This is a genomic window from Corynebacterium gottingense (genome assembly GCF_002285125.1).
Classification (GTDB): domain Bacteria; phylum Actinomycetota; class Actinomycetes; order Mycobacteriales; family Mycobacteriaceae; genus Corynebacterium; species Corynebacterium gottingense.
This window is the reverse complement of record NZ_NSGN01000011.1, coordinates 14582-36645: the sequence shown is the minus strand read 5'-3', so window position 1 is coordinate 36645 and position 22064 is coordinate 14582. Positions and strand designations below refer to the sequence as shown.

Below are 22064 nucleotides of genomic sequence, written 5' to 3'. Positions count from 1 at the left end.
ATTAAAGGTCCATCCCGCTCTCCAGCTCCCACGGGGTGACCTGGCAGGTGTAGTCGTGCCACTCGTCCCACTTGGCGCGCAGGAAGTACTCGAAGACCTGCTCGCCGAGCACCTCGGCCATGAACTCGGACTGCTCGAGGTAGCGCAGCGCCTGGTCGAGCGAGTTGGGCAGGTCGCGGTAGCCCATCGCGCGGCGCTCGCGGCGGGTGAGCGAGAAGACGTCGTCGCGGGCGGGCTCGTCCAACTCGTAGCCCTGCTCGATCCCGCGCAGGCCGGCGGCCAGGACCGCCGCGTAGGCCAGGTAGGGGTTCGCGGCGGAGTCCAACGAGCGGACCTCCACGCGGCGCGACTCCGCCTTGTGCAGCCGGTAGGTGGGCACGCGGACCATCGCGGAGCGGTTGGACACGCCCCAGGTCGCGGCGGTGGGCGCCTCGGAGCCGAACTGGAGGCGCTTGTAGGAATTGACGTACTGGTTGGTCAGGGCGGAGATCTCGTTGGCGTGCTCGATGATGCCAGCGATGAACTGGCGGCCGGTGCGCGACAGGCTGATCTCATCGTCCGGGTCGTGGAAGGCGTTCTCGTCGCCCTCGAACAGGGAGAAGTGCGTGTGCATGGCGGAGCCGTCCATGTCCCGGAACGGCTTGGGCATAAACGTGGCGTGCACGCCGTTGGCTTCGGCGACCGTCTTCACGATGTAGCGGAACGTCACCACGTTGTCCGCCATGGTCAGCGCGTCGGTGTGGCGCAGGTCGATCTCCTGCTGGCCGGCGCTGGCCTCGTGGTGCGAAAACTCGGTGACGATGCCCATGTACTCCAGGGCGCTGATCGCCTGCCGGCGCAGCTTCGGCGCCTCGTTGCGCTTGGCCTGGTCGAAGTAGCCGCCCTTGTCGGCCGGCCGCGGATGCTCGCCCGGTTCGAAGGGCTTGACCACGTAGAACTCGATCTCGGGGCTGGCCAGGAACTCAAAGCCCATGTCGCGGGCGTTCTGGATCTGGCGGCGCAGCACCTGCCGCGGGTCCGCGTAGAGCGGGTCGCCGTCCGGCATGGTGATGTCGCAGAACATGCGCGCGGTCTGCAGCCCGGAGTCCTCGTCGAACGGCAGCGCCTGGTAGGTCGACGGGTCCGGCTTCAGCAGCGTGTCGGACTCGGAGATGCGGGTGAAGCCCTCGATGGAGGAACCGTCGAACCCCGCGCCCTCCTCAAACGCGGATTCCAGCTCCGCGGGAGACATCATGACCGTCTTCAGCGAGCCGAAGATGTCGGTGAACCAGAGCCGCAGAAACGCGATGTCCTGCTGCTCTACCTTGCGCAGGACCTCTTCCTGTTGAGTGTTCATACGGCCCACTGTAGCCGGGCTAGACTCTATGCCAGCCGAAGTGAGGAGAGGAACGCATGCCACAACCACAGGAATTTCTGGAACTCGAGGTCAAGCTCGCCGTCGACGCCGAGACTAAGCCACCGAAGCTTTCGCTTATCGACGCCACACTGTCCCCCATCTCCACCACCACCCACGAACTTTCCGCCATCTACTTCGATACCGCGGACCTGCGCCTGACGCGCTCCAAGATCACCCTGCGCCGCCGCACCGGCGGCAAGGACGCCGGCTGGCACGTCAAGCTGCCCGGCGAGTCCGGCGGGCGCCGCGAGCTGCAACACCCGCTGTCGGACGGCACCGGCACGAACAGCGACGCAGACACCGTCCCCGAGCCGCTGCTGGACGCGGTGCGCGACGTCCTCGGCCCCGTCCACCCGCCGCTGAAGCCGATCGCGCGCGTGGACAACCGACGCGTGGAAACCGTGATCGGCGTGCGCTACCCGGACCCGGCCGACTCGCTCGCGGTGGCGGAGTTCTGCGACGACCACGTCTCCGCCGAGTCCTACCTGCCCGGCGGCACGGCCTCCGAGTGGCGCGAATGGGAGCTTGAGCTCACCGACGCCATCGCCGGCACCCCCGCCGGCGAGCGCCTGCTCAGCCGCGCCACCGAGGCCATGCTGGCCGCGGGCGCCCGCCGCGCTGACTCGCCGTCCAAGCTGGCCACGGCGCTTGGCGACAGCTTCAACAACGCGCCCCTGCCGTCCGCGGGCACCGGCGACGCGGCCGCCGACGCGGTGTACGCCTCCCTGCGCGACAAGCGCGACGCCATCATGAGCTGGGAGCCGCGCGTGCGCGCCGACGAATACGACTCGGTCCACCAGATGCGCGTAGCCACCCGCGAGCTGCGCTCCCTGCTGGAGACTTTCGACGGCGTGATTACCGCCGGCGACCTCGCCCACCTCGAGGCGGAGCTCAAGCACGCCGCGGCGGTCCTCGGCATGGCCCGCGACGCCGAAGTAGTCGAGCAGCGCTTCCACGACCTGCTGGCCAGCGACCAGTCCGACAAGATCGACGTGATCACCGCCGCCCACATCAATCGCGACATGCGCGGCGTCTACGAGGAGGCCCACGCCGACATCGTCGACATGTTCGACTCGGAGCGCTTCACCGCCCTGCTCGCCGAGGTCGACGCGCTGCTTCACGACGCCCTCACGCCCCACCTCCCCGGTGAGGTTGATGAGGATGAGGGTGGCGCGGACAAGCATGAGCCCGAGGAGCCCGCCGACGCGGTGCTCTACGCGCACCTGCGGGCGGCGTACAAGAAGCTGAAGAAGCGCAACGCAAAGGTGGAAAAATACTACGGCGACACCTCCCTGCCGCTGCTGCAGCGCGAGTCGTACGTGCACGACGTGCGCAAGACGGCGAAGAAGCTGCGCTACGCCGCGGTGGCCGCCAAGGACGCGGGCCTGAAGACGGGGCCGCTGGCCAAGGCGTGCAAGCGGCTGCAGACCATCCTCGGCGATTTCCAGGACGCGGTGACCGCGCGCGAGCACATCGAGCGCCTCGCCCGGGCGGCGCGCGACCGCGGCGAGGATACCTTCGCGTACGGCATCCTCTACCAGCGAGAACTGGAGATCGGGCGCGCAGCGCTCGAGGACTACTCGAAGGCGATCAAGGACATCAAGAAGGCATTCAAGCAGGTGTAGAGCCGGGGGGCGGGGCTCGCGTCCTAGTCCTCCCAGGCCTCGTCCTGGTCGTCGGCGACCTGGTTGCGCTGCGCCGCGGTCTCCAGCGCGCGCTCCGCCTCCTCGCGGGTGTCGTACGGGCCCATGCGGTTGTCCCAGGACGCAACCTTGCCCTGGGTGACCTCGCCGGTGGACGGGTTGAAGTAGAACTTTTCGTCTGCCATGGTCGGCTCCTTCGTGTATTCCGGGGGTTCGCGGTGGGCCGCGAACGGTGGACATTTTGGCCCACCATACCCGCCGACGGCGGTTGGTAGTCTGGAGTTTCCTCGTACCAATCCCCCTTTGCGCAGAGTGGAGAACGCTTTATGTCTTTGTGGCCTGCCCCCGACGCCCAACCATCCGGCCTGGTGGAACGCGCTCGCAAGGAGCACGAACGGCGCGTGGGCGCGCAGCCGGCACACGTCGCATCCGCCCCGGCGACGTGGATCCTCGCCGGGGAAAACGTGGACCACTTCGGCGGCGCCACGCTCATCGGGCTCGGCGGGCTGCGCGCCTCGGTGGCGGTGAGCCCGCGCGACGACCATAAGCTCCGCTTCGCGGCCTCCGCGCCGGGCTCGGAGCCGGTCCTGGCCACCGCCCCGCTCGGCGACCCCGACGGCGCCGACCACCCCCTGGGCAAGCGGTGGGCCGGTCTGGTCCACCAGCTGATCCAGCGGCAGGTGCTCTCGCGCGACACGGCGGGCCTGGACGTGACGATTGTCTCAGACATCCCACTCGGCGCCGGGCTTGGGGCGCTGTGGGCCGCGGACTCGGCCCTGTGCCTCGCCCTCGCCGCCGGGCACAGCGACATCAACGACGCGCCCTTCCGCGCCCGCCTCGCCGACATCGCCGCCCACGCGGTGGAGACGTACTCGTCGCTCAACGGCCTGCGCTCCCGCCACACCGCGGCCCTGCGCGCCACCGGCAACGGCATCGCCGTGATCGATTACGCGGACGGCTCGCTCACCGAGGCGCCGCACCCAACCCGCGAGGGCGTGCGCATCTTCTCCGTCGCGGAGACGTTCGGTGAGGCGGACGCGGGCCAGGTGGAGGGCATCGCCACGCACCGCGCGTTCATCAGCGCGGCGTGCGCCAACTTCGGCGTCCACTCGCTGCGCAAGCTGCCCGACGCCATCGAGCGCGTCGTCGAGTGGGTCCAGGCGCGCCACACCGTCGGCGACGCAACCGCGCCGGCGCCGGAGACGGCACGGGCGTGGGTCCACTTCTGCGAGGCGGAGACGCTGCGCAGCATGGCCGTAGCCAGGGCGCTGCGCTCTCGCCACACCAACGACCTGTTCGCGCTGGTGAACTCGCCGACCGAGCTGCGCGGGCTCAATGTCCCCGCCGAGCTCGTGGCCCTGTGCCGCGAGCGAGGCGCGCTCGCGGCACGGCCCGCGGCCACCGGCACCTCCAGGGCGGTGCTCGCGCTCGTGCCGCGCCGGGACGCGGACGAGTTCGCCCGCCGCATGGCCGAGCAGTTCGACGTCGTCGAGATCACGCCGGGCGCCACCGCGCGCCTCGAGGACGCCCCTGCGTCCTAGTCAGCAGGCCTAGTCGGCGGGCCAGGCGAAGGAGACTTCGCGCGCGGTGGCGTCGGCAAGCACGAGCGAAAACTTCGTCTCCGTGCCCTCCCCCGGCGCGCCGACGGACGGCGCGAGCACCGGCGGGTCCGCGATGAAGATGCGGGCGCGGTCCTCCTCGTTGACCGTGAGCGTCACGCCCTCGAAGTTGTGGCCGACCCACGGCTCGAGCACGGTCGCCTCGGTAAGGTTCAGGCACGCCTTGTCCACGGTGTTGGCCAGCTGGGACGTCCGCCCCATCGTCTTCATCACCCTTGGTGCGTCCTCGCGCACCCACTCCGGCACCTCCGTGCCCGCGCAGATAGCCAGGCAGACTTCGGTGGCGTAGCGGTCGACCAGTCGGCGCAGCGGCGCGGTGACGTGACTGTAGTAGCCGCCGATGCCCGCGTGTACCTCCGGCTCCTTCTCCGACAGGTCCACGTAGCCCGCGCCGCGCAGCAGCTTCTGTGCCTCGCGCATCATGGCCATCCCGCGCGGGGTGTCCGCGTCGATCCCGGCGAGGAACTCGCCGATGTTGCCGCCGACCTCGTAGCCCAGGTTCGACGCCTCGCGCCGGAACTCGGCCTCTGCCTCACCGGTCGCGGGCCCGAGCGTGCGCAGGAACCCGACGCCAGCCTCCACCATCATCCTGCCCGCCACCATGCCGGTGAGCAGGGAGATCTCCGAGTTGTAGTCCATGACGGGGTGGCGCGGCTCGATGACCAGCTCGAAGGTCCCGCCCTCGCCGACCACGCGCACGCTGGGCAGCCGCAGGTTGATCGCCTCGCGCCGCAGCGAGCTGCGCTGCCGCAGCTGGCCGACCTCGGGGAGCAAGCGTATCGACGCGTGCGGCTCCCCCCGCGCGAAGTCCTCGTGCACCCCGTCGTAGTCCAGCCGGGCCACCGAGCGCACCAGGGCGCGCTCGACGTGAGCGCTGTCCACCTCGCCGTCCTGGTCCAGCTCGAACGTCCACAACACCGCCGGCCGGTCCACGTCCGGCAGCAGTGAGGCGGACCCCTCGCTCAGGCTCGGCGGGTGCAGGCGTGCCGGCTCGTCGGGAAGGTAGATGGTCTGGCCGCGCTGCAGCGACTCGTCCTTCACCGCCTCGCCCGGCTCCACAAAGGCGGCGACGTCCGCGATCGCGTACGTGACGGTGTAGCCGCCGCCTCCTCCCTCGCCGCGCTCGGCAATGTGCACCGCCTGGTCCAGGTCGCGGGAGCCGACTGGGTCGATGGTGACAAGGGGGATCGAGCGGGCGTCGATACGCTGCCCGGCGAACCGATCGGTGAGCTGCGTCGCTTCCTCGAGCACCTGCGGAGGGAAGTCGGTGGGGACGGAAAATTCGCTCGCGATAGCGCGAAAGTTCAGCGGCGCGGCATACAGTTTCATACCCCGCCATCGTGCCAGAGTCTGCGGGAGCGCGCAGTGCGAATGAGCCGGCCTATGAGCCGGATTCTGTGCCCCGGACGGGGCGGTGACCATCCATCTGGGCCACCCATCGCTGGGCGCCTCAAGCAGCTACCTTCGAACATGGGCGGGCAGCCTCATCGCGTCCAACGACCCCTGCGCACGCGCAGCGGTTCTTGCCTTGCTCCCGATGGGGTTTACCTGGCCGCCGATGTCACCACCGGCGCCGGTGCGCTCTTACCGCACCCTTTCACCCTTACCCCGCGACAAGCGCGAGGCGGTCTACTTTCTGTTGCACTTTCCCGCGGATCACTCCGGGTTGCCGTTAGCAACCACCGTGCCCTGTGGAGTCCGGACTTTCCTCGGCCACCCGCCAGCCCGCATGCGCGGCGGTTCGGGCGGCCGCGGTCACCCGGCCGACTCATTCGCAATCGGTTATTGTACCTTACCTGTGGTGCGCGACATCGTTGACGCAGCGTACGACACCAAAATCGTCGTAGAAATCCACCACGGACACGCTGGCCAGGTCCAGGTAGGTGTGCTTGAACACCTCCGCCCCGGCGCCGAGCCCCTGCCGGATCACGCTCTTGATCGGCATCATGTGGCTGACCACCAGGATGGTCTGCCCGGCGCGCTCCTCCTGCAGCTTCAGCCGCGCGCGGGTCACCCGTCGGTGCAGCGCGGCGAGCGATTCGCCCCGCGGCGGGGCCTTGCTTACCGACGCCTCCCATTCCCCAAACTCCTGCGGAAACTTCCCCCGGGCCTCGTCCCTCGTCAGCCCCTCGAAGTCGCCGAAGTTGATCTCCCGGAATCCGTCGTTGGTTGCAAACGCGTCGAACCCGAGCGCGTCGGCCGCAGCTTCCGCGGTCTGCTGGGCGCGCGCTTGCGGCGAGGCGACAATCGCGTCGATGGGCCCAAACTGTGACTCCTGCGCCAGCGCGGTGAGCGCCCCGGCGGCCCGGCGCGCCTGCGCCCGGCCCAGCTCGGTCAGCTCCGGGTTGGAGGTGCCGGAGAGGCGGTGCTCCGCGGAGTGCGCGGTCTGCCCGTGGCGCAGCAGGATGAAGCGCGTGCGGGTTGCGCCGCTGTTGCCGTAGACCAGCGCGCCGGGATGGCCGGCGGCCGCGGTGGCGGAAGCGGCGCGGGTTTTCGGCGCCTTGGGGGTGGCGGTGGCGCGGGCGGGCGGCCCGCTGTGCAGGCTTGCTTCCTCCACGATGCGGGGCGTGCCGTCCTTCGTGGCGGCGTCCATCGCCTTGTTGGACAGCTCGTCGGCCTTCTTGTTCTTCGCGCGCGGCACCCAGGTGTAGGTGACGCGGTCGAAGCCGCCGGCGAGCTTGCGGGCCTTGACGGCGAGCTTCTGCATGTCAGGGTGCTTGATCTTCCAGCGGCCGTTCATCTGCTCGACAACCAGCTTGGAGTCCATGGACACCGCCACCTCGGTGGCTCCCAGCTCGGCGGCGGCCTCGAGGCCGCGCAGCAGGCCGTGGTACTCGGCGACGTTGTTGGAGGACTTCGCGCCCACCACGTAGACGATCTCGGCGAGGGTCTCCCCGCCCTCGCCGTAGACAACGGCGCCGGAGCCGGCCACGCCGGGATTGCCGCGCGAGCCGCCGTCAGTAAAGACGCTGACCTTCATCGGCTCCCCTACTCCTCGATGGTCAGTCCGGTGCGGGCCGCAGCCTCGTCCGGGGTGAGGCGCACGCGCACGAGCAGGGCGCCGCAATTCGGGCAGGCGGGGACCTCGTCGGCGGGCGTGCCCATCACTGCGGCGCGCTCGGAGGCGGGCAGCTGGATGAAGCAGGCGTTGCAGGTGCGGCCGTTGAACGCGGCGGCGCCCATTTCGTCGTAGACCTCGAGGACGTCGTCGGGGAGCTTGTGGCGCAGCGCGGCGGTGTCCACCTGCTCGCGGTCCGGCAGCGCCTCAACGGCGCGGCGGGCGGCCTCCACCTTGCGGTCCGCCTCGTCCAGGCGCGCGCCGTGGTTGTCGCGGTTGTTGCGCAGCGCGGCGATCTCGTTGTGCGCCTCCTTGAGCTCGGAGAGCAGGTCCGCGATGCGCGACTTCGCCGCGTAGCGGTCGTGCTCCAGGTCCTTGCGGCGCTCCGGGTTGGTCTCGGCGCCGAGCTGGCGCTTGTCATCAATCTCGCGCTTCTTCAGCTTGCGCTCGTCCTCCTGGATGCGCAGGATCTCCAGCTCCATGTCGTCCACGGCCATCTGCGCGGCGGCCGACGCGGCCTGCAGGTCCTTGCGCTCCTTGAGCAGCCTCTCCAGCTCCTGCTCCTCCGGCCGCGCCGAGTCCGGGTGCGCGGCCACGCGGTCCGCCTTGGCCAGCTCCAACAGGATCGGCTGCTCCTCTGCGGAAAGCTTCACGGTTACTCCTCCCTTGTTCTACTTCTCTGCCCCGGGGTGTCCGGGGTGTGCAGACACGGTCCACGGGTCGGTGCGGATGTCCAGCACCTGCGTCTGCACGCCTAGCGGCTCAACGATACTCGCCGCCTGCTCCGTCCACGGAAACTCGCTCGCCCAGTGCGCCGTATCAATCACGGCGGGCCCGCCCGCGCGCAGGTGTTCGTCCACCGGGTGGTGCCGCAGGTCCGAGGTCACGTATACGTCAACGCCAAGCTTTGCGACGTCACCGAGGAACCCATCCCCCGCCCCCGAGGACACCGCGACGCGGTGCACCAGCAGGTCCGGGTCCCCCGCAGCGCGCACGCCCCACACCGTTTCCGGCAGCGCGTCGGCCACCTGCTGCGTGAACTCGCGCAGCGTCATCGGCTCGGGCAGCTCGCCCACGCGGCCGAGCCCGTAGGCGTGCTCCAGCTCACGCGTGCCTGCGGGCTGCGACATCTGGACCACGTCGAAGGCGGGTTCCTCGTAGGGGTGGGAGGCGCGGAGGGCGTCGATAAGCGAGGCGCGCAGGCGCGTGGCGGCGACGAACTCGACGCGGACCTCGGGCGCGGTGAAGTGTGCGCCCACCTCGCCGTCGGTGGGGTCGGCGCCCTCGACGGGGGTGAACTCGCCGGTGCCGTCGTGGCTGAACGCGCACTCGCGGTAGTTGCCAATCGCGCCGGCGCCGGCGCCGAACAGTGCGCGCTTGACGTCGTCGGCATCGGCGGGCGGCACGTGGACGCCCCAGTGGTCGGTGCCGTCGAGGAAGATGGGCTTAATCGGGCGGCCCGGGGTGATGCCCACCAGCTCGGCGAGCTTATCGGACACGCCAGGCCGGGCGGAATCCGCATTCGTGTGCGCGGCGAACAGGGCGCATCCGCCCGCGATCAGGGTGTGGACCACCTTGCCCTTCGGGGTGTTCGCCGCCACCGAGCTCACCCCGCGCAGCAGCAGCGGGTGGTGGACCACGAGGAGTTGCGCGCCCGCGTCCACCGCGGCCTGCGCGACCTCCAGCGTGCAGTCGAGGGCGAAGGCCACCTTGGACACCTCCGCGTCCGGGTCCCCGCAGACCAGGCCCACCTTGTCCCAGCTCTCGGCCAGCTGCGGCGGGTAGGCAGTCTCCAGGGCGCGGACAACATCAGCTACAACAGTCATGGCACCAAGCCTACAAATTTGCCATGCTGGGGTCCGTGATTGATACAGCAAACAGCGGCGGGCAGGACACCATCCTGCTTGACGTGGACGGCACCATCATCGATTCCTATCCCGGCATCCGCGAAGGATTCCTCCGCGGGCTCGACGCGGTGGGCGCGACGCGCCCCGCCGAGGACTTCATCCGCCGCATCCCCGGTCCGCCGATGCGCGACTCCATGGCGGCAGCGGGCCTGGGACCCGACCAGGTCGAGCGTGCCATGCAGGCGTACTCCGACTACATGAGCAGCGAGGGCTGGCAGCGCTTCACCGTCTTCGACGGCATGGCGGAGCTCATCGCCCGGTGGAAGGACGAGGGGTGGAAGGTGTGCACGGCGACGTCGAAAAGCGAGCACTTCGCGCGGCTGGCGCTGGAGCGCGCGGGGGTGCTTGAGCACATCGACTTCCTCGGCGCGGCGAACTGGGACGCCGGGCGCAGCACGAAGATCGAGGTCATCCAACATGTGCTGGGCAACGCGGACCCGTACCACCCGGTGATGGTGGGCGACCGGACCCACGACTTCGCCGGCGCGGCCGAGTTCGGCCTGCCGTCCATCGCCGTGACCTGGGGCTACGGCGCCAAAGAAGAATGGGAACAGGCCACCTACGTGGCGCACACGTCGACTGAACTGGAGGACATTGTCCGTGAGTACTGCTAACCCCTTGCACATCGACTTCGTCTGCACCGGCAACATCTGCCGCTCGCCGATGGCCGAGGTCATCGTGCGCGACGCGCTCACCGCAGCGGGACTGGGTGGCGATGTCCGCGTCACTTCCTCCGGCATCGGCGGCTGGCACGTCGGTGGCCCGGCCGACGAGCGCGCGCAAGCCGAGCTCGCCGCACACGGCTACGACGGCTCGCAGCACAGGGCCGCGCAGTTCGGCGGCGACCGCTTCGACGCCGACCTCATCGTCGCCCTGGATACCAACCACGTCTCCGAGCTCGTCGCGCGCGGCGTACCGGAGCAGCGCGTGCGCCTGATCCGCTCGTTCGACCCCGCCGCGCCCGAGGGCGCCGGGGTCGCCGACCCCTACTACGGCGGCCCGGCCGGCTTTACCACCACGCGCGAGCAGATCGAGGCCGCCGCCGACGGCATCGTCGCCTGGGTCCGCGACCGGGTTCAGTCCCAGCCCCGCACCGACTAAACTAGGCCAGCGTGAAGGGCGAACAGGAACGAGAACAGAAGCGAGACGGCACGCGCGGAACCGCCGAGAAGCGGTGGTGGAAAACCTTTCTCACCCCGGGCTGGATCATCGCCGCGATCCTGATCGCCTTGTTCTCCTACTACGCGTTCACCTTCCTCGCCCCCTGGCAGCTGGGGAAGAACGAGGCGCTGGAGCAGCGCAACGAGCACATCAGCGAAGCGTTCGACCACGACCCGGTCCCGCTTTCTAACCTGCTCGGCGCGGACGGCACCATCAGCCAGGACAGCGAGTGGGCCCGCGTCACCGCCACCGGCCACTACCTGGACCGCACCGTGCTGCTGCGCCTGCGCCCCGTGGACCGCAACCCCGCCTTCCAGGTCCTCACTCCCTTCGCGCTGGACAACGGCCCCACCATCCTGATCAACCGCGGGTGGGTCCCCGCCGAGAATTCCACCCAGGTGCCCGACATCGCGCCCGCCCCCACCGGCGACGTCACGCTGGAAGCCATGCTCCTGGCGGGCGAGCCCACGCACTCCAAGGCGCCGATGCAGGACCAGGGCTACGACATGGTCTACTCCATCGCCCCCGCCCAGGTCGGCGAGCTCACCGGCACCGAGCCGGTCGCCCCCTACCTGCAGCTGCTCTCCGGCCAGCCCGGCGAGCTCACCGCCATCCCGCTGCCTGTGCTCGAGACCGGCAACCACCTCTCCTACGGCCTGCAGTGGATCGCGTTCGGCATCATGGCGCCGGCGGGCCTCATCTACTTCATCGTCGCCGAGACCCGCGAGCGCCGCCGCTTCCGCGAGGAGCAGGAGCAAATGCTTCTCGACGCCCCCGCCTCCGGCCCCGGGCCCGACCCCGAGTCTGCGGATGGGGAGGGTCAGGGTGGCGTCGAAAAGCATGCCCCAATGCCCCCGGCCCCCGCGCGGTCGCGGGCACGCTACGGCGACGGTCGGCGCAACCCGTGGCAGCGCGCCTACGATAGGCAGGAGGAACGCTGACCCCGGCGCAGGAAGGATCCCGATGCCACCGCAACTGACCGTCACCGACCACGACATTCTCGCCGCCCACCTGGACCTTTTCCGCCGCGCCGGGCTTACGCTCGCCCCCGGCATCGAGATCGCCGACGTTGAGGACGGCGTCTGCGACGACCTCGAGGGCTTCCGCGTCGCCCCCGCGACAACGGTGCTCTCGCTTATCGACGCCGACGCACACCCCTTCTTCGCCTCCGTCACCTTCTCCGACGGCCTCGACGGTCCCCGCATCCCCACCACGCACGCGCAGCTGCCGGCCTACGTGCACGCGATCTGCGACCCCGCCGGCACGGACCTACGCGACGTCGCCGTCGTGCCCGACCCGGGCTCCGCCACCGCCGGCACGCTGCGCCTCCAGTTCGGCGAGTGGGACGTGGTCGACGTCTCCTACGACCTGACGAGCGGTGGCTGGGAGCCGGACCGCGTGAACGGGTCGCGCGGGCTGGTCCCCGACCTCATCGCCGCAGCGCTGCCGACGGGCGGGGAGGCAGCCCTCTTCGCCACCGCCGACGGCGACACCGCGATCATCTACCTCACGCCGAAGACCGGCGCGGATGCGGGCGTTGCGCACGGCCGTCCCGCGCCGCACACCTCCCCGGATGCGAAGCAGCCGGTCACCGCCGCGGCCGCGCGGGCGGCGGAGCGCAACACGGCGATTGACAACCTGCTCACGGTCCTGGCTGCGGAGTCCGAAGCAGACGCGTAGGGTTGGTGACATGACAATCACCAGCAAAGTCCTGCAGAAAGTCAGCCCCGACGCACCGTTCAAGGTCGTCGAGATCGAACGCCGCGACCCACGCGAAGACGACGTGGTCATTGACATCAAGGCCGCGGGCATCTGCCACTCCGACATCCACACGATCCGCAACGAGTGGGGCGAGGCCCACTTCCCGCTCACCGTGGGCCACGAGATCGCGGGCGTGGTCGAGGCGGTGGGCAGCAAGGTGACCAAGTTCAAGGTCGGCGACCGCGTGGGCGTCGGCTGCCTGGTCAACTCCTGCGGCGAGTGCGAGCAGTGCAAGAACGGCCAGGAACAGAACTGCCTGAACGGCAACGTGGGCACGTACAACTCCGAGGACGTCGACGGCACGATCACCCAGGGCGGTTACGCCGAAAAGGTCGTCGTGAACGAGGGGTTTGTGTGCACGATCCCCGATGGGCTGGATTTCAACGTCGCCGCTCCCCTCCTCTGCGCCGGCATCACCACCTACGGGCCGCTCGCCCGCTGGAACGTGAAGGAAGGCGACAAGGTGGCCATCGTCGGGCTCGGCGGGCTCGGCCACATGGGCGTGCAAATCGCCGCCGCGAAGGGCGCCGAGGTCACCGTGATCTCGCGCTCGCTGCGCAAGGAGAAGGAGGCGTACGAGCTCGGCGCCCACCACGTGCTGGCCACCGGCGAGGACGAGGACTTCTTTGCCAACCACCGCGGCGAGTTCGACGTGATCCTGTCCACCATCTCCGCGCACTACTCGCTTGATGACTACCTACAGCTCCTCAAGCCGCGCGGCATCATGTCCGTCGTCGGCCTGCCGCCGGAGCAGCTGGGCGTACACATGGGCAGCCTGGTCGGAGGCGGCAAGGTCCTGACCGGCAACAATATCGGTGGCATCGCCGAGACCCAGGAGATGCTCGACTTCTGCGCGGAACACGGCATCGGCGCGGTGATTGAGAAGATCGGCGTGGACGACGTCGACGCCGCCTACGAGCGAGTCGTGGCGGGCGACGTGAAGTTCCGCTTCGTCATCGACACCGCGACGTTCGCGGGGGCTACTTCCGCAGCAGTTTAATCACGGCGACGATCCCGGACAGGATCGTGCTGATCGCCGCCCCCATGAACACGAGCGCGACCGTGATCGCGACCGGGTGCTCGCCCGGCATTCCCAGCCCGGCACCGAGCACGATGATCAGCACGGCGGTCACGGCCATCGTGATCGCCGACCACTTGCACACCCGCGCGGCGCCGTTCCGCTTCTTCGCCAGCGGCGCCTCGTCCGGCACGGTCACCGTGCTTGACGGGGTGCTTGACGACGCCAACGGGTCCTCAAACAACTCATCCGCAGCCGAGTACTCGTACGGACTCCCCGGCACCGGGGTGGCCACCGGGCGCGGGAGCGGCTCCGACGCTGGCTCTACCAGCGCTTCAGGCGCTGCCGGCTCGGGCGCGCCGTCGGCGGCGAGCTCCACGACGAGCTCCACGAGCTTGTTGCAGCGCTTCTCCCCCACGCCGCGCAGCTGAAGCAGGTCGGCGGCGCTGGCCTTGAGCATCAGCGGGTGCTGCTCGCGCCAGGCATCGAGGTACTTGTCAATCCCGGTGCCCGTCGCCTCGGGCCGGTGCTCCGGGCGGAGGTGGTCGGACATCTCGTACAGCGGGCGTTCGGGGTTGCGTGCGATCCACAGCGCCGCGATCTGCGCCGGCGACGCGCCCGTCCGTTGCGTGTCCTCGGGGGTGAGCCAGGAGAAGGGGGCGGTGGCGGTAGCGTCGATAATCGCCCCCGCACCGCCTGAGCCCATTGCGGCGATGAGCTGGGCAAACCTCGCCTCCTTCACGATGGGCACGCCGTACTCGCGGGCCTTGCGCGCCTTGCCGCTCATGGAGTCGGGGTTGGCGGCGACGAGCACCGCGCACTTCTTGGTCACCCCGCCCACGTCCAGGCCCGCGGCGGTGGCGCGCTCAGTCCACGCGTCGCGCGGGATGTCCAGCGCGCCGGTGAGCGCGACCCGGTCGCCGGGCTTGAGCACGACGCCGTCGTCATCAGTCTGCGGGTCCTCGAGCAGGCCGGCTGTGTTCACGCCCAGAGCTTCGGCGACCGCGAGCAGCTCCGCGCGCTCATCGTCGGTGATCACCCCATCGGCCCAGGCCTCGACGACGAGCTGCCGGGTGAACTCCTCGTTGATAGCCTCGACGTCCTCCGCCGCCAACCCGGTCGCGGCGGCCTCGAGCAGGCGGGCTTCGGCGCGGGTGATCTCCTTATCCTTGAGCGCGTACGCCAGCCTGCGCCGATACGTCTCCTCGCCCCGCTCGCCGCTCGACGGCAGTGCGCGCGAAAGCTGCCCAATCCGCGTGCCCGCCTGCCGCGCCTGCTGGCTGTAGAAGTACCGCAGCAGCTCGGCCGTGGCCTCGGCGTCCGCCAGCGCGGAGTGCGCCCGCTTGTTCGTGATGTTCGCCAGCGCGAGAGCTTCGCTCAGCTTACCGACGCCCATATGCTCCCTGGCCAGCCGCATCGTATCGACCCACGCCTCCGGCACCCAGTTGGCCATCCCCGCCCTGGCCAGCTCGGTCTGCAGGAACCGCTTCTCAAACGACGCGTTGTGGGCAACCGGCGTGCGCCCCTGCATTAGGCCGCGCAATTCATCCGCGACCTGGTCGAACGTCGGCGCGTCAACCACATCGGTCGCGGAAATGCCGTGGATGTGCGTGTTGGGGATGTCACGCATGGGCTGCACCAGCGTCCGCCACGTCCGCTCCACCGACAGGTCCGGCCCCAATTGGACGACACCGATCTCCACGATCCGGTCGAACTTGCCAAACCCCGTGGTCTCGAGGTCGATGACCGCATACCCGCTGTCCTGGCCCACCGCTGACATCCTCCTCCGCGTCGCGCGACTGTTCCCTCCAGGCTAGTGGGCGGCCTGAGCGCGGAGTGCGCGTGGTCCGGGTGGGCGCCTGCGCGCGCCTGGTGCGCCTCGGTTGCGCCCTGATGTGCTCCGGTTGCGCCCCGCTTCGCCAGATACCGATACCAGCATGACGAGAACGCAGCACTAAAGCAACGAAATCGGGGTCTTACTATCGGTATCTGCAAAACTGAGCGCCCCGAGGACCTGACCGCACCGCCCCCGCCTCGCCCCCGCCAGCACGACGAAAGCCGCCTCCCGGCCCCGGGATGGGGGCGGAAGGCGGCTTCCAGGCTGTGCGCCATGAGGGGCTCGAACCCCCGACCTACTGGGTGTAAACCAGTTGCTCTTCCAGCTGAGCTAACGGCGCGCTAGCGGTAAAGGCTAGCAGAACTTGCCACGGCCGCCTAACGCGCAGGTCACGCCGTGACTCGACGCTACTTCTTGGTGCCCGCGGGGGTGAGGCAGGAGCCCTGCCATTCGCCGAAGCGGTCGGCCTTGGTCTGCATTAGGCCGGCGAGCTGGGCGGACTCGGAGATCTCGCCCGGGTGGACGCCGCCGGGCTTGGAGGCGCCCGGGGTCATGAGCCAGACGCGGCCGGAGTCGCCGAGGTTGCGGATGGCATCCATGAGCGCGTCGACGAGGTCGCCGTCGTCGGAGCGGAACCAGAGCAGGACGACGTCGCAGAGCTCGTCGGTGGACTCGTCCAGAAGCTGTTCGCCGACCGCGTCCTCGATGGCCTCCGAGATGGAGGAATCGGCGTCTTCGTCCCAGCCGATCTCCTGCACGATGTCGTCGGCGTGAATACCCAAGCGGTCTGCGTACGTGTTGACACCTGCGGCGCCCAAAGTCTTGTTTCCTCCATGTTTGGTAATGAACGACAGTGCAATAGAGCTTACATCTGTTGTGATGGGAGTGATGGGTGAAAGGGGAAATTGGGGGCGTCGATAAGCAACTGCCCCCGCGCAGGGGCAAAAACAAAAAACCAAGTAATGTGGGAGGAAACATTGCCCAACCATTTAGGGAGGATTTCTCGTGGCTGAGAAAGACAAGGCCAAAGCGTCAAACATCGAGCTGATTCGCGACGGTGTGGCGTCTTACCTACACGACAGCGACCCGGAAGAGACCCAAGAGTGGATGGACTCGCTCGACGGCCTGCTCGAGGAATCTGACCCCGAGCGCGCGCGTTACCTCATGCTGCGCCTGCTTGAACGGGCGAATGCCAAGCGCGTCCACCTGCCCGCACTGTCCTCGACCGACTTCGTCAACACCATCCCCACCACCATGGAGCCCGAGTTCCCGGGCGACGAGCAGATTGAGAAGCGCTACCGCCGTTGGATGCGCTGGAACGCCGCCATCATGGTGCACCGCGCGCAGCGCCCGGGCGTGAAGGTCGGCGGCCACATCTCCACCTACGCCTCTGCGGCCGCACTCTATGAGGTCGGCTTCAACCACTTCTTCCACGGCAAGGACGCGGGGCAGCGCGGCGACCAGGTCTTCTTCCAGGGCCACGCCTCCCCGGGTATGTACTCCCGCGCGTTCCTCGAAGGCCGCCTGAGCGAGGACGACCTGGACGGCTTCCGCCAGGAGCACTCCCGCCCGCAGGGCGGCATGCCGTCGTACCCGCACCCGCACGGCATGCCCGAGTTCTGGGAGTACCCGACCGTGTCCATGGGCCTTGGCCCGATGAACGCGATCTACCAGGCACGCTTTAACAAGTACCTGCAGGACCGCGGCATCAAGGACACCGACGAGCAGCACGTTTGGGCCTTCCTCGGCGACGGCGAGATGGACGAGCCGGAGTCCCGCGGCCTGCTCCAGATGGCGTCGCTGTATGAGCTGGACAACCTCACCTTCGTGATCAACTGCAACCTGCAGCGTCTCGACGGCCCGGTGCGCGGCAACGGCCAGATCATCCAGGAGCTGGAAACCTTCTTCATCGGCGCTGGCTGGAACGTCATCAAGGTCGTGTGGGGCCGCGAGTGGGACGAGCTGCTGGAGAAGGACGAGGACGGCGCGCTGGTCAACATCATGAACACCACGAAGGATGGTGACTACCAGACCTTCAAGGCCAACGATGGCGCCTACGTCCGCGAGCACTTCTTCGGCCGCGACGAGCGCACGAAGAAGCTCGTCGAGGACATGACCGACGAGGAGATCTGGGCGCTGCGCCGCGGCGGCCACGACTACCGCAAGGTCTACGCCGCCTACAAGCGCGCGCTGGAGACCAAGGGCAAGCCGACCGTCATCCTCGCGCACACCATCAAGGGCTACGGCCTCGGCCACAACTTCGAGGGCCGCAACGCGACCCACCAGATGAAGAACCTCACCCTCGAGGACCTCAAGCAGTTCCGCGACAAGCAGCAGATCCCGATCTCCGACGAAGAGCTGGAGAAGGATCCCTACATGCCGCCCTACTACCACCCGGGCGAGGACGCAGAGGAGATCAAGTACCTCAAGGAGCGTCGCAAGGAGCTCGGCGGCTTCCTGCCGGAGCGCCGCGAACAGTACACGCCGCTTGAGCAGGCCGACTTTGAAAAGACCTACAAGGCCATCTTCAAGGACTCGGGCAAGCAGAAGGTCGCGACCACCATGGCGCTTGTACGTACCTTCAAGGCCATGATGCGCGACAAGGAGCTGGGCAAGCGCGTCGTCCCGATCATCCCGGATGAGGCCCGCACCTTCGGCCTGGACTCCTGGTTCCCGGTACAGAAGATCTACAACCCGAAGGGCCAGAACTACGTGCCGGTCGACCACGACCTGCAGCTGTCCTACCGCGAGTCGCCGCAGGGCCAGATCCTGCACGAGGGCATCAACGAGGACGGCTCCTCCGCATCCTTCATCGCCGCCGGTACGTCCTACGCCACCCACGGCGAGCCGATGATCCCGATGTACATCTTCTACTCCATGTTCGGCTTCCAGCGCACCGGCGATAACTTCTGGGCTGCTGGTGACCAGATGGCCCGCGGCTTCATCATCGGCGCCACCGCAGGCCGCACCACCCTGACCGGCGAGGGCCTGCAGCACATGGACGGCCACTCCCCCGTCCTGGCCTCCACCAACCCGGCCGTGGTCACCTACGACCCGGCGTTCGCCTACGAGATGCCGTACCTGGTGTCCAAGGGCATCGAGCGCATGTACGGTAAGGGCTCCGGCGAGGACGAGAACGTGATGTACTACATCACCGTCTACAACGAGCCGACCCACCAGCCGGCCCGCCCGGAGAACCTGGACGTCGAGGGCCTGCACAAGGGCATCTACCTGTACGACGAGGGCGAGAAGAAGGAGCACAACGTCTCCCTGCTCGCCTCCGGCGTGGGCATGCAGCAGGCGCTGCGCGCACAGGAGATCCTGCAGGAGCAGTACAACGTCGGTGCCGCGATCTACTCCGTCACCTCGTGGGTCGAGCTGGCCCGCGACGGCGCGCGCGTTGCCAAGGAGCAGCTGCTCCACCCGGGTGAGGACGCCGGCGAGGCGTTCGCCACCACGCAGCTGAAGCAGACCGAGGGCCCGTACATCGCCACCTCGGACTTCACCACCAGCCTGCAGGAGCAGATCCGCGCCTACGTACCGGGCCAGTACATCGTGCTCGGCGCGGACGGCTTCGGCTTCGCGGACACCCGCGAGGGCGCCCGTCGCTACTTCAACATCGACGCGGAGTCCATGGCCGTCGCCGCCCTCCTCGGCCTGGCCAACGAAGGCAAGATTGACAAGTCCGTCGCCGCCCAGGCAGCGAAGGACCTGCACATCGACGACCCGACCGAGCCGAACCCGAATGGCGGCACCGAGTAAGGAGCTTTCGCTTCTCGACGCCCCGTCGCCCCCTTCCCGGTATGTTTGCCGGGAAGGGGGCGTTTTACGTCGGTGAGCGCGCGGGGTTGCCAGTGAACGCGTGAAAAATTCCACGACCCGGCGCATGCGCCCAGGTCGCGAAAATTACGAGGCGGAATCTTTCACACGGATCTCGCTAGACCGGCAGCGTGGGCAGGTTCAGCCCGTCGCCCATTACAGGAACTCGAACTCCAGCTCAGCTTCCGGGTCGACGGCGTGGATGATGCCACCGTAAAAGGTCTGAGTTTGTTCTTTCAGTAGGTCAAGGTTCAGCTGGATGTGTTCGGCGCGCTTCTCTTCATTCAGTACCGCGTTAATGCCCTCCGCGACATCGATATCTGCCGTAGCGAAGCTCAGCACCTCGCCATGTTGGTGCACAGTTTTGAATTGCGGGTCAGAGAAGCCAATGAACTTAAAGGGTGGGATGATCAGTTTGAAGTGACCGGGAGCTACCTCCTCGACTTTTACTTCCTTGCCGTCGAGACCCAGCTTGGCGGTGAATTTGTACTGCAGGATATTCGTCTTTTGGCTACCGGGGACACCCCATTTGAAGAGTTTCGCAGTGTTTTGAGTGGTGTATAGCCCCTGGGTTGAGGTGGAGGCAGCACGATTTCTTCGCGGCGTTCCACTGCGAGGATAACCTCCGAGTTCTCCGTCTCAGTAATGGTTTCTACCGGACTGTTGAGGCTGTTTGTCTTCCCCCACAGAAACCCGCCACCTAGCAGAGCGAGAACCATGACGAGCACACCGGCGGCGGACAGGATTTTCTTGGTCATAGTCCAGCAATTATATACTCGCTTTTTACGCGGATCCCGCTAGACCGGCAGGCTCAGCCCGTCGCCGAAAATGTCGGCCAGCTGTGGCAGCAGGAAAGCGACGGCGCCGCCGATTGCGGCGATAAGCCCGATGATCAGTGCCGCCACCTGGGCCGTCGATGACCCGGACTGGCTATCACCCTTGGAGCTGGCGGCGGAGCCGGACTTACCCGCGTCCTTCTTGCCGGCCGGCTTCTGCGTCGTCGGCCCGGCTGCGGGGGTCTCGGTGCGCCCACCGCTCGAGACACCCTTGCCGGAGTTGGCCACGTAGAACTGCGCTTCGTCCGTAGTGCCGTCGGCGTAGCGCACCGCGACGGTGAAGTTGGAGCCGCGGTCGGTGTTGGTGGGCACGGTGGTGGTGACGGTGCCGCGGTCGTCGATATGCACATCCCAGCGCGCGTGCGAGGACACGGACCACCCGTCCACGTCCTTGGGCAGGCGCACCGGGTCGGTGTTGTAGTCCCGGTAATTGCCGTTGCTGGGGGTGAGGGTGAGGCGCTGGCCTGGGTCGGCTTTGGGCGACTCGTAAATGAGGTCGTAGAGGTAGGCATGGGTGGGCACGAGCTGGGGGTGCATTCGCACGAGCTCGGTCGAGTTGTCCGGGTAGCAGATGCGAATGTCCAGCTTGTCGGTGGTGTTAGGGCCAGGCTGGATGGAGCGGTGTGGTGCGCCCTGTTGCCTGTTCCAATGGTAGAGCAACAGCTCGAGCTGGTCGCCCCTGCGCTGGACCATAATGGGCTCGGTGAGGTTGTTCTGCGTGGCGATTGCCCAGGTCGCGCCGTCGGGCATGCCCTGGATGTCGTACAGCGCGGAAGTACTGACGTAGTGGCCGGGCACCTCACCGACGGTGCGCGGAGTGGTGTCGATGTAGGGCTCGTACTCATCTGCCATCTGCGGGCCGCTCACCCCCTGATCGGCGCGCGCGACGCACTCCTGCGCCGTCGGCGCGGCCGACGCAACACCGGAGGGCACGACAGCGCCCGCAGCCAGGCAGGCGGCAATGACACTGGTGGCCAGGATTCGTGACATGGCTACGCTCCTTCGATGAGGCGCACGATGGCGGTGGTGACGGCACCCGGCGCGTCGAGGGGCGGCATGTGGCCGGAGTCGGGCAGCACTTGCATGTATGCGCGTGGCCAGATCCGGTGGAGCACTTCCGATTGGGACACGGGGGTGACGTTGTCTCGGTCTCCCACCAGGATATAGCCAGGCATCCCGGCAAGTACAGTGCCGGCTTCCAGCTCAGAATGATAGAGCAGGTCTTGGAAGTAACCGGCGTAGGTTTCCAGCGGGGTTTCGCGGATCATCACGGCGTGGAAGTCGACGATGTCGTAGGGCATGGGCCGGAAGTAGAAGCCGAGCGCGAGGACGGGTGTGATGGTGTCGGTAACGATTTCGCGTACGCCTTCTGCGAATCGTGGGGTGGCGGCGATGGCGGTCTCGAGTCCGCGTCCGATGGGTCCGGCGAGGATTTGCGGCAGACCCTGCACGGTGAAGGGTTCGACGGCGCTGGAGATCTGCACGCTGGCTGACCAGGGGAATTCGCCGGCGTAGCGGCGCATCATGGACAGGGAGACGGGTCCGCCGAGCGAGTGCCCGACGACGATGATGCGGCCGGTGGCGCCGCGTTCACGCAGGACTGCGGCGCATGCGTCGGCGGCTCGGTCGATGGTCAGGTTGCCCGGGTCGGTGGTGGGGTTTTGCCCGTGTCCGGGGAGGTCGATGAGGATTTGGCGCACTTCGGGGCATTGTTCGTCCACGCCCCGTACCTGCTTGTAAAACGTCTCCGCCGAAATATTGAACCCGTGAACGTAGACAACGGTGGTCGCCGCCGGGTTGTCCGGGCCCGTCTCGTACCAGTGGATGCGGCTGGTGTCGGGCCGCGTGGCGTCGAGAAGCACTTGCCCTGTGCGCTCGTACGACAGGCCGATGACGCCGTCGCCGTCGTGGAGCTTCGCGCGCGTGTGCAGCAGGTTGCGGCGCGCGGCGGGCGTGAGTGTGCGGGCGTACGCGAGGGGTTGGAGCATATATACACCTTATTATGTGGG

The 22064-nt window shown here is 68.0% G+C and carries 20 protein-coding genes, 1 tRNA gene and 1 other RNA gene; 9 read left to right on the top strand and 13 right to left on the bottom strand.

Annotated features, from left to right (window positions below; all coding sequences use genetic code 11):
- Position 1 precedes the first annotated feature (1 nt).
- Positions 2–1336 (bottom strand): glutamine synthetase family protein, encoded by a 1335-nt coding sequence (locus tag CKJ82_RS10335; RefSeq protein WP_095278201.1) that lies wholly within the window; start codon positions 1334–1336, stop codon positions 2–4.
- 56 nt (positions 1337–1392) lie between these two features.
- Here CKJ82_RS10335 and CKJ82_RS10330 point away from each other — a divergent pair, with 56 nt between their 5' ends.
- Positions 1393–3021: a CYTH and CHAD domain-containing protein gene (locus CKJ82_RS10330; protein ID WP_095538069.1), complete on the top strand. Its 1629-nt coding sequence runs from the start codon at positions 1393–1395 to the stop codon at positions 3019–3021.
- 23 nt (positions 3022–3044) lie between these two features.
- Here CKJ82_RS10330 and CKJ82_RS10325 read toward each other — a convergent pair whose 3' ends face one another.
- A complete protein-coding gene (locus tag CKJ82_RS10325; protein ID WP_095278206.1) occupies positions 3045–3224 on the bottom strand; it encodes a hypothetical protein in 180 nt (59 codons plus the stop codon).
- A gap of 141 nt (positions 3225–3365) precedes the next feature.
- Here CKJ82_RS10325 and CKJ82_RS10320 point away from each other — a divergent pair, with 141 nt between their 5' ends.
- On the top strand, positions 3366–4580 hold the full coding sequence (locus tag CKJ82_RS10320) for a galactokinase family protein (RefSeq protein ID WP_095538068.1): 1215 nt from the start codon (positions 3366–3368) through the stop codon (positions 4578–4580).
- Positions 4581–4589: 9 nt separating this feature from the next.
- Here the strand turns inward: CKJ82_RS10320 and CKJ82_RS10315 are convergent, their stop codons facing one another.
- From CKJ82_RS10315 to CKJ82_RS10295, 5 genes are all read right to left on the bottom strand, one after another.
- Positions 4590–5987, bottom strand: a complete 1398-nt coding sequence (locus CKJ82_RS10315) for an RNB domain-containing ribonuclease (protein WP_095538067.1) — start codon at positions 5985–5987, stop codon at positions 4590–4592.
- A 39-nt stretch (positions 5988–6026) separates the two neighbouring features.
- Positions 6027–6429: RNase P RNA component class A (gene rnpB, locus CKJ82_RS10310), an RNA gene on the bottom strand.
- Between the two features lie 21 nt (positions 6430–6450).
- A complete protein-coding gene (locus tag CKJ82_RS10305; RefSeq protein ID WP_095538066.1) occupies positions 6451–7638 on the bottom strand; it encodes a bifunctional RNase H/acid phosphatase in 1188 nt (395 codons plus the stop codon).
- Positions 7639–7646: 8 nt separating this feature from the next.
- On the bottom strand, positions 7647–8369 hold the full coding sequence (locus tag CKJ82_RS10300) for a zinc ribbon domain-containing protein (protein ID WP_095534939.1): 723 nt from the start codon (positions 8367–8369) through the stop codon (positions 7647–7649).
- An 18-nt stretch (positions 8370–8387) separates the two neighbouring features.
- A complete protein-coding gene (locus CKJ82_RS10295) occupies positions 8388–9542 on the bottom strand; it encodes a Nif3-like dinuclear metal center hexameric protein (RefSeq protein ID WP_095538065.1) in 1155 nt (384 codons plus the stop codon).
- Between the two features lie 35 nt (positions 9543–9577).
- Here CKJ82_RS10295 and CKJ82_RS10290 point away from each other — a divergent pair, with 35 nt between their 5' ends.
- Genes CKJ82_RS10290 through CKJ82_RS10270 form a run of 5 tightly spaced genes read left to right on the top strand, consistent with a single transcriptional unit; the run spans position 9578 to position 13545 of the window.
- Positions 9578–10237 carry an HAD-IA family hydrolase gene (locus CKJ82_RS10290; RefSeq protein WP_240510759.1) on the top strand — a complete coding sequence of 220 codons (660 nt, stop codon included), beginning with the start codon at positions 9578–9580 and terminating at the stop codon, positions 10235–10237.
- A complete protein-coding gene (locus tag CKJ82_RS10285; RefSeq protein WP_276291593.1) occupies positions 10224–10724 on the top strand; it encodes a low molecular weight protein-tyrosine-phosphatase in 501 nt (166 codons plus the stop codon). The genes CKJ82_RS10290 and CKJ82_RS10285 overlap by 14 nt, the downstream gene beginning before the upstream one ends.
- Positions 10725–10735: 11 nt before the next feature.
- Positions 10736–11725, top strand: a complete 990-nt coding sequence (locus tag CKJ82_RS10280; RefSeq protein ID WP_205691405.1) for an SURF1 family cytochrome oxidase biogenesis protein — start codon at positions 10736–10738, stop codon at positions 11723–11725.
- 22 nt (positions 11726–11747) lie between these two features.
- Positions 11748–12464, top strand: a complete 717-nt coding sequence (locus CKJ82_RS10275) for a hypothetical protein (protein ID WP_095538063.1) — start codon at positions 11748–11750, stop codon at positions 12462–12464.
- 10 nt (positions 12465–12474) lie between these two features.
- Positions 12475–13545, top strand: a complete 1071-nt coding sequence (locus tag CKJ82_RS10270) for an NAD(P)-dependent alcohol dehydrogenase (protein WP_095538062.1) — start codon at positions 12475–12477, stop codon at positions 13543–13545.
- Here the strand turns inward: CKJ82_RS10270 and CKJ82_RS10265 are convergent.
- From CKJ82_RS10265 to CKJ82_RS10255, 3 genes are all read right to left on the bottom strand, one after another.
- Positions 13526–15334: an exonuclease domain-containing protein gene (locus CKJ82_RS10265; protein ID WP_165765429.1), complete on the bottom strand. Its 1809-nt coding sequence runs from the start codon at positions 15332–15334 to the stop codon at positions 13526–13528. The genes CKJ82_RS10270 and CKJ82_RS10265 overlap by 20 nt on opposite strands.
- A 333-nt stretch (positions 15335–15667) precedes the next feature.
- Positions 15668–15740 (bottom strand) — tRNA-Val (locus tag CKJ82_RS10260).
- A gap of 67 nt (positions 15741–15807) precedes the next feature.
- On the bottom strand, positions 15808–16218 hold the full coding sequence (locus tag CKJ82_RS10255) for a DUF3052 domain-containing protein (RefSeq protein ID WP_095546598.1): 411 nt from the start codon (positions 16216–16218) through the stop codon (positions 15808–15810).
- A gap of 187 nt (positions 16219–16405) precedes the next feature.
- Between CKJ82_RS10255 and aceE the strand changes: the two genes are divergently transcribed.
- Positions 16406–19162: a pyruvate dehydrogenase (acetyl-transferring), homodimeric type gene (gene aceE / locus CKJ82_RS10250; RefSeq protein WP_095538059.1), complete on the top strand. Its 2757-nt coding sequence runs from the start codon at positions 16406–16408 to the stop codon at positions 19160–19162.
- Between the two features lie 213 nt (positions 19163–19375).
- Here the strand turns inward: aceE and CKJ82_RS12070 are convergent, their stop codons facing one another.
- Positions 19376–19561: a hypothetical protein gene (locus CKJ82_RS12070; protein WP_240510758.1), complete on the bottom strand. Its 186-nt coding sequence runs from the start codon at positions 19559–19561 to the stop codon at positions 19376–19378.
- Between the two features lie 6 nt (positions 19562–19567).
- Here CKJ82_RS12070 and CKJ82_RS12065 point away from each other — a divergent pair, with 6 nt between their 5' ends.
- Positions 19568–19783: a hypothetical protein gene (locus tag CKJ82_RS12065; RefSeq protein ID WP_240510757.1), complete on the top strand. Its 216-nt coding sequence runs from the start codon at positions 19568–19570 to the stop codon at positions 19781–19783.
- A 233-nt stretch (positions 19784–20016) separates the two neighbouring features.
- On the opposite strand, the gene CKJ82_RS10240 is transcribed toward CKJ82_RS12065, so the two are convergent.
- Both CKJ82_RS10240 and CKJ82_RS10235 read right to left on the bottom strand, forming a co-directional pair.
- Entirely contained in the window at positions 20017–21045 is a 1029-nt protein-coding gene (locus CKJ82_RS10240; protein WP_095538058.1) for a Rib/alpha-like domain-containing protein, read from the bottom strand.
- Between the two features lie 2 nt (positions 21046–21047).
- On the bottom strand, positions 21048–22043 hold the full coding sequence (locus CKJ82_RS10235) for an alpha/beta fold hydrolase (protein WP_095538057.1): 996 nt from the start codon (positions 22041–22043) through the stop codon (positions 21048–21050).
- Between the last annotated feature and the right edge of the window lie 21 nt (positions 22044–22064).